This window comes from Rhabdaerophilum sp. SD176 (assembly GCF_030143245.1).
Taxonomy (GTDB): Bacteria; Pseudomonadota; Alphaproteobacteria; order Rhizobiales; family Beijerinckiaceae; genus Rhabdaerophilum.
Map to the genome: position 1 here is coordinate 95,916 of NZ_JARJNS010000009.1, position 11,756 is coordinate 107,671.

Sequence of the window (11,756 nt, forward strand, 5' to 3'; positions counted from 1 at the left end):
CTCGCCGGCTCTCTGTTCATTGGTGTGTTCATCGTCGTCTCGGTCGCCCTGGCCTGGGTCATTCCCTATGCGGCGATCACCGGTCTGCGCTCGGGGCATGTCGATCGCGCGAAGAAATGGGAGCTGCTGGTTCGGGTCTCGACCGAAAACCCGAAATGGGATTTTGCCAACACCCCGCCGATTTCGATGCGCCACGGGTTTCCGCTGGCGTATTGGCATGCCCTGACCTACGGACAGGACCCGAAATACCGCCAACGCATCCTCGAGAATGCCGGGCTCGCGTTCGGCGTTCTTGTGCTTTTTGCAGGCGGGATTGCCGTACTCTTCCTCTTGAGCCGCCCTTCAACCCTTCATGGCGATGCGCGCTTCGGAACGATCAGCGATGCAAGAAAAGCGCGGCTTCTCGGCAAGAAAGGTCTGATCCTCGGGAAGCTTGGCGGTCACATTCTCCGGTCCAACGATCCCGGCCATATCCTCGTGGTCGGCCCGACACGCTCGGGCAAGGGAATCTCCTTCGTGATCCCCAATGGCCATGCCTGGTCAGGGTCCATGGTGATCCTCGACATCAAGATGGAAAACCACGGTGCTTTCGCCGAAGCACGCCGCAGTCAGGGCAATGAGATCTTCGTCTTTGCGCCGGGTTCGATAAAGAGCCATCGCTACAACCCGCTCGACTTCGTGCGGCCCGGCCCGGAGATGGCGACCGATTGCCAGAACATCGCGGGGTTCCTGACTGCCGTTCAGAACGAGAACGAATGGTCACTCGCCGCCAGAAAACTCGTCGCAGCGCTTCTCGGTTACGTCTTAACCAGCCCTCTTCATGAGCAAAGCCGCACAATCCGCACCGCCGTCACCGTCATATCGACCGGCAACGATATTGCTGACGTCCTCAAGGTATTGGTCGCGACCGAGCGGCAGCATCTTCCACAATGGGTCGTCGATGACTTCAACCAGTTCATCGCGATCCCCGAGCGCACACGCGGATCGGTGCTGTTCAACGTCGCCAACGCCTTTGCGCCCTGGTCATCCGAGCTGATCGCGGAGGCAACATCGGCGAGTGATTTCGACATCCGGGAACTCCGGCGCTCGCGGATGACGATCTTCATCGGCACACCCCTCGCGGATCTCGAGAGCTATCGCCCTCTGATCCGCATCCTGTTCCAGCAGATCCACGATGTCCTGATGCGCAACCTTCCGGGTAAGGACGAGCCCCATCAAGTGCTCCTCATGCTCGATGAGTTCTTTGCCCTGGGACGGATGACGTCACTGGCTTCAAAAATCGCGGTCTCAGCCGGGTATGGGTTCCGGATGGCGATCATCCTGCAGAACCTCTCGCAGCTCGATGAGATCTATGGGAAAGCGACGCGAGAGACACTGATCGCTGGGTGTGCTGCGAAGCTGTTTGTTGCGATCAACGATAATGCCACCGCGCAATACGTCTCGGAAGCGCTTGGGAACTATACAACCGACAACCGCACAAAGATCGTCGGCACCGGGATCACGCAATCAGCACGGATCTCGGTGACGAAAATCGGTGTGCCACTGAGGAGACCAGAGGCGTTGATGAAAATGTCGCGAGATAAATCGCTGCTTTTGATAAGCGGGACAAGGGCGATCGAGGTGATAAAGGCGACCAGAACATCCGTTTGAATCGGAGCGGCCCGGTAGGCAGACTTTCTCGCAGATCTGAGTGCTCGGGACTCGATTATGTAGCCCGCAGCCGAACAGCAACATCGTAACAAGCGCCGACGAGCAAAGATGAATTTCTATGAAGATCCGAATGTCGTTTCGGCACGATGCCCATGCCATTAATCATTTTCGTCAATGATTCCAAACAACGCACTTTGGCCGATTGCCGCTATCCGGCGCCACGAATACGCGTCCATTTGGGGGGCAACAATGGCGGCATCTTTCCAACATGGTTTGATGTCGGCATATTCTACGGTTAGCCGTGACCCGCAGACTCGCAAATCGGGAGCTGGCAATGGTGGGACTGAAACAACCGGACAACGCCCTACAATTGGTGGTCATTTGGGTGGCAGGCCTCAACCTCGCTTATTTCGGGGTTGAGTTCACGGTTGCCCTCGCTATCGGATCCGTTTCGCTGTTCGCCGATAGCATTGATTTTCTCGAAGATGCCTCGGTCAACATACTGATCGCCCTCACGCTGGGATTGTCGGCCAGAGGCGGCGCCCGCATTGGCATGCTGCTAGCTGTCATTTGTTAGTTCCGGCTCTGGCCACACTTTGGACGGCCTGGGACAAGTTCTGGGTGTCATCAGCGCCACCCCCTCTGCCGCTCACCCTGGCAGGTCTTGGAGCCCTGGCGGTCAATCTGACGTGTGCCATTATGTTATCGCGCTGTCGCGGCCAGGGTGGCAGCCTTACCAAGGCCGCGTTTCTCTCTGCCCGCAATGATGCTTTTGCTAATCTGGCTATTGTTGCTGCGGGCCTTGTCACAGCATATTTTTGGCGTTCATTTTGGCCGGATCTGATTGTCGGAATAGCCATTGCAGCGATGGATGCCGATGCGGCGCGCGAGATCTGGGACGCCGCTCGTGGTGAAGACGAAATCGTTGCTTGATAAGACCAAAAACCGAAATGAATGGTTGTCTTATCCAATCATCGGCGTGGGCCTCGCCTCGTGCCTCAATGCAGGATCTGGCTGAGGAAGAGCTTTGTGCGCTCGTGCTGGGGGTTCTTGAAGAAGGCGTCCGGCGTGTTGATCTCCACTATGTGGCCCTGATCCATGAAGATCACGCGGTTTGCCACCTGGCGCGCGAAGCTCATTTCGTGGGTCACGCAGAGCATGGTCATGCCCTCTTCCGCGAGGGCCACCATGGTGTCGAGAACTTCCTTCACCATTTCCGGGTCGAGCGCCGAAGTCGGCTCGTCGAACAGCATGATTTTCGGGCTCATGCAGAGCGAGCGGGCAATCGCCACGCGCTGCTGCTGGCCGCCCGAGAGCTGGCCCGGATACTTGTGCGCCTGCTCGGGGATCTTCACGCGGGTGAGGTAGTGCATGGCCACCTCTCCCGCTTCCTTCTTCGGCATCTTCTTCACCCAGATCGGCGCGAGCGTGCAGTTCTCGAGGATGGTGAGATGCGGGAAGAGGTTGAAGTGCTGGAACACCATGCCGACTTCGCGGCGGACTTCGTCGATCTTCTTGACGTCGTTGGTGAGTTCCACACCATCGACCACGATGTGGCCCTTCTGGTGCTCTTCCAGCCGGTTGATGCAGCGGATCATCGTCGATTTGCCGGAGCCCGAGGGCCCGCAAATGACAAGGCGTTCGCCCTTGGCAACCGTGAGGTTCACATCCTTCAGGACATGAAACTCGCCATACCATTTGTGCACATCCGTGAGCTTCACGGCCGTGTCGGTGTTGAGCGGGGTGGGCTTCATAGTGGCGAGTGACATGGGACTGAACTCCTGACCGGCCGTCAATGTCCGGTTTTGTTGCGCCGCTCTAAGAAGTCTGCAAAGCGAGCGAACGAAAAGGCTAGAGTAAAGTAGATCGCTCCGATGAAGAGATAGGTCTCGGCTGACGGCGAGGGCCAGGCTGGGTCGGCCAATGCCGCTTTGCCTGAGCTGATAAGGTCAAACAACCCGACAACGAGCACGAGGCTGGTGTTTTTGATCATCACGATGATCGTGTTGGCGAGCGCGGGGATGACGATGCGAATCGCCTGCGGCAGGATCACTAGCCTCTGCATGCGCCAGTAGCCTAGGCCCAAGGCCTTCGCCCCCTCGTACTGGCCGCGGGGTACCGCTTGCAGACCGCCGCGGATGACCTCGGCGAGGTAGGCCGAGGCGAACAATGTTAGCGCGATGAGCGCGCGGACGAACTTGTCCGGCAGCAAGGCCTCGGGGACGAAAAGTGGTAGCATGATCGATGCGACGAAGAGGATCGACAGGAGCGGCAGACCGCGAACCGTTTCGATGAACAGCACGCACATCACGCTCACCACCGGCATCTCCGAGCGCCGGCCGAGCGCCAGCAGAATCGACAGTGGGAAGGCGATGCCGATAGCGACCACAGTGAGGATCAGCGTCACCGGAAGGCCGCCCCAGGAGGATGTCGGTACAAACGGCAAGCCGTAGCCGCCGGCCATTATCCAGATCACCAGAACGAGAGTCGCGGCCCACAGAAGAAACAGCCGTCCGTTCCAGCTCGTCGGCCGCACCGACCAGCCCAGCAGTACGAGGATCAGGACGCAGGCGAGCCCTGGCCGCCAGCGCTCGTCCGGGGGATAGATGCCGAACAGGATCTGGCTGGACTTCGCAAACACGAAACTCCAGCATGCGCCCGCCGCTGCCTGACAGGTGCGTGGCTCGGCCGGAAGGAACGCGGCATCGAAGACAAGCCAACGGAGAAGACCAGGCAATATCCAGAGCAGGCCACCGAGGAACACGGCGCTGAGCGCCGCGTTCAGCGGAGTTCCGAACATCCTCGAGATGATGCCGGGCGGACGAACAGGCGGCCGCTCAACCTCAACGGCGCCCGCTTTTCGGCTGCTGGCAATGCTAGCGGCGTCAGTCATGGCTAGCGCTCCACGATCGCCATGCGGCGGTTCACCCAGTTAAGCGCGCCCGACAGTAGGAGATTGAGGATCAGGAAGATGCCAAGGATGATGGCGATGCCTTCGACGGCATGGCTTGTCTTGTTGATGATCGTACCGACGATCGTCATGAAATCCTGATACCCCACGGCGATGGCGAGCGTGGAGTTTTTGACGACGTTGACGTACTGGCTGGTCAGCGGCGGCAGGACGACGCGTAAGGTCTGCGGCACGACCACGAGCCTGAGGATCCTGCCTTGCGTCAGGCCCAGCGATCGCGCCGCCTCCCATTGCCCTTTGCCGATCGCGAGGATGCCGCCCCTGACGATCTCCGCGATGAAGCCGGTGGTGTAAATCGTCAGACCAACGAGGATCGTGGTCAGCTCCGGCGTCAGCTGGAGTCCTCCAATGACATTGGTCCTGCCGAGCCTCGGCCACTCGACGGTGGCGGAGACCCCTGAAAGGACGGCAGTAGCGGCGAGCGTCGCGATGGACGCTGCGACCGCCACGGTGACATAGGCCGGTCGGTGACCGCTCGCCTCCTGCCGTCGCACGGCGAGGCCGCGCGCCGCCCAGACGGCTGCCGCGCAAGTGATGAGCGTCATCACCAGCGCGGGCGGCCATGCGATATCGACCAGGGGCAACGCCAGGCCGCGCATCGACAAATAGACGCCAGGCAGGGGGTTCGCCGCCTCGCTCGCTGTCGGCAAGATCTTCCACCACAGCGCATAGACGAAGATCAGCAGGATGAGGACGGGCGTGTTTCGGGCGATCTCCACCCAGACGCGCGTCGCGCCGGCGACCAGCGGGTTGCCGCTAAGCCGCCCGATTCCGACGAGCAGTCCCAGGATCGACGACGCCGAGATCACGACAGCCGACACAAACAGCGTGTTGGCAATGCCAACGACGATGGCCCACCAGTTCGGATCCTGCGGCTTGAACGGCAGCAACGTCTCGGAGATCGAAAAGTTGGCGGGCGCGAAGAGGAAGCCGAAGCCGAGCGGGATGCCGCGCGCTGAGAGGTTGGCCGCGGTCCCGGTGACGAGCACATAGGCTCCGACGCTGACCGCCGCGATCAGGGCTCCCTGCAGGACGATCGCGCGGTGGCGGGCATAGGTCAGCATCGTCGCTCAACCTTTCGTAGGGCGGTGCAGTGATGCATCCCTCGGGCTGGAGGGACGCACGCTTCTTATGGATGGCGTCAGTTCATCGGGATGGGAAAATGCAGTCCGCCGTCCTTAAAGAGGCGGTTGCGCCCGCGCTCGGCCTTCAGCGGGCTGTCCTTGCCGAGGTTGCGGTCCCAGACTTCTGCGTAGTTCCCGATCTGCTTGATGATGTTGTAGGCCCACTTGTCGTCGAGGCCGAGATTGCGGCTCCAGCCCGGCTCCAGGCCAAGAACCTTTTTGACCTCCGCGCTGCCTGTCGTCCTGGCGATCTCATCGACGTTCTTCGAGGTGATCCCCTTCTCTTCCGCCCAGATCAGGACGTTCACCGCATAGCGCACGATGTCGAACCACCGGTCGTCGCCGCGGGGAATGGCGACGCCCAAGCCCTCAAGCGTGAGCCCGCTCGAAATTATCTGATGCTGATCGGGGTCACGTGCATTGGAACGTTGCCCGACCGCAGCGAGCCCGTCTGTCATGTATGCATCACAGCGACCGGAGAAGTATGCATCTCGCGCTTGCACGGTTGAGTCAAAGTAAACTCGATTTACCTTGATCTTGAAGACTTCGACAGCCTCATCAAGTGCTTTTTCGAGTAGGCTACCACCGCCTTGCAGGCAAACAGTTGCGGTGTTGAGATCATTGAATGTCTCCGCCTTAAAGGCCTTGCGGACCATTGCAGCGTCGCTGTCGAAGAGGTTGGTCGCGACGAAGCGCACCGCCAGATCGCGTGAGAAGGTCCAGGTGGTGGTCCGCGACAGCACGTCGATTTCTCCGGTCTGTAGAGCCGGCAGACGTTGGGCAGCGTTCAACGGGACAAATCGCGCCTTTTCCTTATCGGCAAAGACCGCGACAGCGACGGCGCGGCAAGTCTCGACGTCGAAGCCCGTCCAGGCGCCACGCTCGTCCGGGCGCGACAGGCCGGGCACCCCTTGGCTGGCACCGCAGCTTACATAGCCGCGCTGCTTGATTTTATCAAGAATAGATTGGGCCGACGCGCCCACAGGCATGGCGATCGTCAATACTACAATCGCACTGATTCCAAACCCTCTAAAAGATTTGATTTTCATTCGATGTTCTCCCTTCAATGATGGTTTGTGTTATTCTGCGGAACCGCCGAATGCGTTTGCAGCGGGACTGCCGTTGACCTGATCGAATACAGATAAGGCGAGTGAAAGATCGTTGATAAGGTCGGAACAGTCTTCCAAACCAATCGACATCCGCCAATAAGGACCATCAACGATCCCGTTAGAGAAAGACCTGCCCTTCCTGGGAACGCTTGGGGCCACAAGGCTTTGCACGCCCCCCCAGCTTGCGCCGATCCGAAAGACTTTCAGCTGGGCCAAAGCAGCAGCTTGGAAATCACGTGGGAAATGCTTGAACACGATGCCAAAAACGCCAGGTGCTCCAGAAAAGTCACGCTTCCAGATATCATGCCCTGGATGCCCGGGTTGAGCAGGATGCAGAATCTGAGCAACAGAGGGTTGCGCTTTCAGCCATTCGATCAACGTTGCCGCCGTCATCGCAGAGTGGCGCATGCGGACGGGCATCGTTTTCAGCCCACGCTCGCACAGGGCGCAATCATCGGGTGAAACCCCATATCCCATTAGTCGTGCGACATCCTTCAAGCGCCGGAACAGTTCCACATCTCGAACTGCGACCGACCCCAAAAGCAGATCTCCGTGCCCACTTGCGTGTTTCGAGAGGGCCTGCATCGAGATGTCGACGCCGTGTTCCAGTGGGCGGAAAAAGAGATGTGATGCCCAAGTATTATCGGCAGCAACACGAATGCCGCGCGCATGTGCGGCACGGACAATCGCGGGGACGTCCTGAGCCTCGAACGATAGCGAGCCGGGCGACTCGACCCAAACGAGCCTTGTCTGGTCAGTCAGAATTTCGCCGATGCCGCCTCCTACTAACGGGTTATAGATACACACCTCGACACCGAGCGGCGCGAGAATGCCGAGAGCCATATCTTTCGCTGGGCCATACACAGAATCCGGCAGGAGCACCCTATCTCCCGCAACCGCACAGGCCATTGTGGCAACAACGATGGCGGAGAGCCCTGAAGGCGTCAGGAGTGCACGCGTCCCTCCTTCCAGCTCAGCAATATGGTCTTCCAGAACCCGGCTGGTTGGCGTCCCGTACAAGCCGTAGCTGAAACCATCGTACAGATTAGCCCCTCGCTGCTCGAAAGAGTCGAGGTCATCGAACACCACGGTCGACGCCCGCTCGATTGCCACGCTCAACGAACGAAAGGGCGCCGTGCTGCGCTCAGGCTGTCGGATATGATTTGTGTCGCTCATAAACTTTTTCATGGGCGACAACGCTATGTCGAAGCATCATATCATGCTATGGCTCAAAAATGAGATATCAATCCATTTTAGTTATGAGTCGATCTTGAACCTACGTGACATCGATGTCTTTCGAGCAATCATGAAAGCGGGTGGCGCGAGCAATGCAGCCGAGATTCTCGGAATTTCCCAGCCTGCAGTCAGCCGTGCCCTTGCCTCACTGGAGAGTGATGTCGGCTTCAGGCTGTTCGATCGGGTAAGGGGACGCTTAGTGCCAACCCGTGAAGGGCAACTGTTTCACCAGGAAGTGAGAGCAAGTCTGGCAGGGCTCGATCGCCTGAAACTGCGCGCCGCCCAGATCAGAGAAGTTGGCCAGGGTACTCTCAGCATCGCAAGCCTTTCGGCTCTCGGTCATGGAGTGGTCCCGCGGGCTATCGCGGCTTTCATCAAGAAGCACCCGGGTGTTCGTGTGAGTTACCAGGTCAGAACGTCCAACATCGTCCGAGACCTTGTCGCGTCGGGACAGGCAGATATCGGCCTTGCCGCGGACGAGGTCGATACCTCCGGTGTTCTACACACAGTGTTCACGACTCCCCGAGCAGTCTGCGTCATGCCTCAATCGCATCCGCTATCCCAGCTTCCCGAGATCACACCGGAAGATCTTGCTGGTGTACCGCTTCTAACGCTCGCGCCAGACGATACCGTTCGCCGTGCGATGAATGAAGCCTTCAACGAGGCGGGGATCACCCCTCAGATCCTGATTGAGACCCCTTATTCGCTATCGATAGCAATTCTTGCCGCGCAAGGCATCGGTGTAGGTCTTTGCAATCCCATGACCGTCGCTGACGATATGGTGAGGGGGCTAGCTGTACGCATTTTTAAGCCAGCCATCTATTTCCGAACGTTAGTTCTACGCCCTGCTGACAGCACAAGTTCCGTTTTACTGAACGAATTCATGGCAGAACTGTATCAGGCTCGAAACGCACTTTCATTTCAACCGGCTTGAGAACTGCGACGACGCCTGCTCAATTCTCGATGCAAAGCTTCAGGTTTGACCGCCAGTTCGTAGGCAAATGGCAGCCAGCGTCCTCTACCGGGAAGCGCATCGTTGTGGAACAACAGCCACGCGTCCTTTGTGTAACATCCGAACGTATAGCCATCGAACTCACTTTGAGCGCATCCGATAGCTATGCGGGCGGCACTATGGGCCGCCCGTCTAGATAACTTGGCTTACATCTTCTTGAGGTCGGTGTAGTCGCCATTGACCTTCAGCTTGATCGTGACTGTTTCCTTGTCACGATTGCGCCAGAACCAGCCATGGGTGCCGTCAAACTTCGCTTCGAGCACACCGGTATCGCCGGCCACGCCGCGATCCTTCTTGTAGCTCGTCTCGATCTTGCTCCAGGGCGTGCCGTGCATATCATAGTTGACCTTGCCGCCGGTCACTTCCCAGCCATAGTTCACCTTGGCCCCCTTCTTCATGGTCATCTTGTATTCAGCCCCTTCGCCGGGCTTGAGCGAGATCGTCAGCTCTTCGGAGCGTGCAGCCGCTTGAGCGATCTTGAGCTCCTGCGCCTGTGCTGACCCGATGATCCAGCTGGCGATCGTTGTGCCGAGGCTCGACTTTTTCTCCGGCTGGGACTGCTGATCCTTGATCCGGTCAGCTTCGGCTTCTGCCGCGAGCTGCTTCTTGATCTCGCCCATTTCGGTCAGCTTCAGCATGCGCCCGATCCCGGTGGGGTCGATCGCATGTTCGGCCGGCAACACGACCGTGAAGAGCAGGACGATCGCAACGACAAAAGCGATGATCGTCGATTTGATGAGCTGGGCCGTGCTCGGCAGTTCGGCGCGGCTGGGAATGTCAGAATTGTACATGGGTCAGGTCCTCAAGCGAGTGATTTGACGTAGCCGGCGATATGCATGCCCATCAGGATGAAGCCGGCAGACATCATCGCGACATTGGCGGTGTAGGCGTGGCGCCAGAAGCCATCGGAACGGCGCCAGTAGCTCATGGCGATCAGGATCGCGCCGAGCGCCAGCAATTGCCCGAGCTCGACGCCGAGGTTGAAGGCGATGAGGTTGGTGAGCAGGCCATCCTGAGCGATCTGGTATTCCTGCACCTTGGCCGCGAGGCCAAAGCCATGGAACAGGCCGAAGATGAAGGTCGCCGCCTTAGTGTTCGGCTGGAACCCGAACCAGCGCCGGTAGGCGCCCATATTGTCCAGCGCTTTATAGACCACTGAGAAGCCGATGATGGTATCGATGATGAAGGCGCTGATCGCGATGTTGTAATAGACGCCGAGGATCATCGTGGTCGAGTGGCCGATCGCGAACAGGGTCACATAGATCGCGATGTGGTTGAGCCGGTAGAGGAAGAAGATCACACCGGCCAGGAATAGCAGGTGATCATAGCCGGTCATCATGTGTTTCGCCCCGAGATACATGAACGGGATGAAGTTGATGCCAGTAATCTCCTGGATATAGCCCTTATCGCCTTCCGCGACGGCATGCGCGAGGGCATGGCCGGGCAAGGCGAAGAGGCTCAGCGTGATGAGCGCGAACGTGAGGACAGCATTCCGGCCAAGCCGGATGGCTGCCCTCGGGGCAGTCTCTTGCATGGAAAAACTCCTGATGAAGGGAAATATGAGGCCACAGAATCAACCGTGCCGGTTCATCAGGTATGGCGGGGCGGCCTTTCCAGCGGCGATTGCGTGCCAAGGGGCCCCTCCATCGTCTCGAGAGTGACAATGCTTTTTGGCAGCGGGCAAATTATCGGGTGGTTCAACCGGGCCGCCATAGCGGTCTCGTGACTGTGATCGCCAGGATTGTGTGGCTTGTGGCCGCTATGCTCTGGCTCATCATCATCATGCGAATGGCCGTGATCTGCTTGGCCATTCTCGTGATCTCCGACTGGCAGGCTGGCCAAGTCGGTCATCCCGGCGTCCGGCTTCCCATGAAAATGGAATTCAGCACGCAAAGGTGGCGCCAGCAGCAGGGCCAGCGTCAACAACCCGAACAGGATGGCTCGAAGGGCGTGCATGCAGCGATAACTGGTTCGGTGCCCGACATCGGGCAAGGCGATGAAAAGTGTTCAAACCACGAATGCGGTTAAAATTTGATTGATGTATCCTATCAGGGGGGATAGGACACAAAACACGCCATCCATTGTTTTGAAAGGCAAGGGCATGTCTGTCCATTCCTCCCATCCCGAGATCATCAAGCGGCTGAAGCGCGCCGAGGGGCATCTCCATGCGATCATCGGGATGATCGACGCCGGACGGCCTTGTCTTGATCTCGCCCAGCAGTTGCACGCGGTCGAGAAGGCCGTAGCGGAAGCGAAGAAGACCCTGATCCGCGATCACCTCGACCATTGCCTCGAGGATGTTGCCGGCGCGATCTCGCGTGACCAGCGCCATGTGATCGACGAGTTCAAAGCCATCACCAAATATCTGTGAGCCCCATGCTTGGCGTGCTCGCGAACCGCACCTACCGGCACCTGTTCCTCGCGCAAGTTGTGGCGCTGATCGGGACCGGCCTTGCCACGGTGGCTTTGGGCTTGCTTGCTTTCTCGCTGGCGGGAGAGAATGCCGGCGCGGTTCTGGGCACCGCCTTGGCGATCAAGATGGTTGCCTATGTCGGCGTGGCGCCGGTCGCGATGGCCTTCGCGGAGCGCGTGCCGCGGCGGGCAATGCTCGTGGCGCTTGATCTCGTGCGGGCCGGGGTCGCGGTGTTCCTGCC

At 59.0% G+C, this 11,756-nt stretch carries 11 protein-coding genes and 2 pseudogenes; 6 read left to right on the forward strand and 7 right to left on the reverse strand.

Annotation, left to right across the window (positions count from 1 at the left end; translation table 11 throughout):
• Nucleotides 1-186: 186 nt before the first annotated feature.
• Together P0652_RS17690 and P0652_RS17695 are read left to right on the forward strand one after the other, a co-directional pair.
• Nucleotides 187-1,650, forward strand: coding sequence for a type IV secretory system conjugative DNA transfer family protein (locus P0652_RS17690; RefSeq protein WP_284180213.1), 1,464 nt, complete (start codon nucleotides 187-189; stop codon nucleotides 1,648-1,650).
• A gap of 334 nt (nucleotides 1,651-1,984) precedes the next feature.
• Nucleotides 1,985-2,583, forward strand: a pseudogene (locus tag P0652_RS17695) (cation efflux transmembrane domain-containing protein).
• A 65-nt stretch (nucleotides 2,584-2,648) separates the two neighbouring features.
• Here the strand turns inward: P0652_RS17695 and P0652_RS17700 are convergent.
• From P0652_RS17700 to P0652_RS17720, 5 genes are all read right to left on the reverse strand, one after another.
• On the reverse strand, nucleotides 2,649-3,404 hold the full coding sequence (locus tag P0652_RS17700; RefSeq protein WP_502947550.1) for an amino acid ABC transporter ATP-binding protein: 756 nt from the start codon (nucleotides 3,402-3,404) through the stop codon (nucleotides 2,649-2,651).
• A 38-nt stretch (nucleotides 3,405-3,442) separates the two neighbouring features.
• Nucleotides 3,443-4,543, reverse strand: coding sequence for an amino acid ABC transporter permease (locus tag P0652_RS17705; protein ID WP_284180215.1), 1,101 nt, complete (start codon nucleotides 4,541-4,543; stop codon nucleotides 3,443-3,445).
• 2 nt (nucleotides 4,544-4,545) lie between these two features.
• Complete coding sequence (locus tag P0652_RS17710; RefSeq protein ID WP_284180216.1) at nucleotides 4,546-5,685, reverse strand: amino acid ABC transporter permease; 1,140 nt, start codon at nucleotides 5,683-5,685, stop codon at nucleotides 4,546-4,548.
• Between the two features lie 77 nt (nucleotides 5,686-5,762).
• On the reverse strand, nucleotides 5,763-6,794 hold the full coding sequence (locus P0652_RS17715) for a transporter substrate-binding domain-containing protein (RefSeq protein WP_284180217.1): 1,032 nt from the start codon (nucleotides 6,792-6,794) through the stop codon (nucleotides 5,763-5,765).
• 30 nt (nucleotides 6,795-6,824) lie between these two features.
• A complete protein-coding gene (locus tag P0652_RS17720) occupies nucleotides 6,825-8,030 on the reverse strand; it encodes a trans-sulfuration enzyme family protein (protein ID WP_284180218.1) in 1,206 nt (401 codons plus the stop codon).
• 10 nt (nucleotides 8,031-8,040) lie between these two features.
• Here P0652_RS17720 and P0652_RS17725 point away from each other — a divergent pair, with 10 nt between their 5' ends.
• Nucleotides 8,041-9,024, forward strand: coding sequence for a LysR substrate-binding domain-containing protein (locus tag P0652_RS17725; protein WP_284180219.1), 984 nt, complete (start codon nucleotides 8,041-8,043; stop codon nucleotides 9,022-9,024).
• A 224-nt stretch (nucleotides 9,025-9,248) separates the two neighbouring features.
• Here P0652_RS17725 and P0652_RS17730 read toward each other — a convergent pair whose 3' ends face one another.
• Nucleotides 9,249-9,893, reverse strand: a complete 645-nt coding sequence (locus P0652_RS17730) for a transmembrane anchor protein (RefSeq protein WP_284180220.1) — start codon at nucleotides 9,891-9,893, stop codon at nucleotides 9,249-9,251.
• 11 nt (nucleotides 9,894-9,904) lie between these two features.
• A complete protein-coding gene (locus P0652_RS17735) occupies nucleotides 9,905-10,636 on the reverse strand; it encodes a HupE/UreJ family protein (RefSeq protein ID WP_284180221.1) in 732 nt (243 codons plus the stop codon).
• Between the two features lie 218 nt (nucleotides 10,637-10,854).
• Here P0652_RS17735 and P0652_RS17740 point away from each other — a divergent pair, with 218 nt between their 5' ends.
• From P0652_RS17740 to P0652_RS17750, 3 genes and pseudogenes are all read left to right on the forward strand, one after another.
• Complete coding sequence (locus P0652_RS17740; RefSeq protein ID WP_284180222.1) at nucleotides 10,855-11,130, forward strand: hypothetical protein; 276 nt, start codon at nucleotides 10,855-10,857, stop codon at nucleotides 11,128-11,130.
• 73 nt (nucleotides 11,131-11,203) lie between these two features.
• Entirely contained in the window at nucleotides 11,204-11,473 is a 270-nt protein-coding gene (locus tag P0652_RS17745; protein WP_284180223.1) for a metal-sensing transcriptional repressor, read from the forward strand.
• A 5-nt stretch (nucleotides 11,474-11,478) separates the two neighbouring features.
• Nucleotides 11,479-11,756, forward strand: a pseudogene (locus P0652_RS17750) (MFS transporter); the annotation flags it as partial.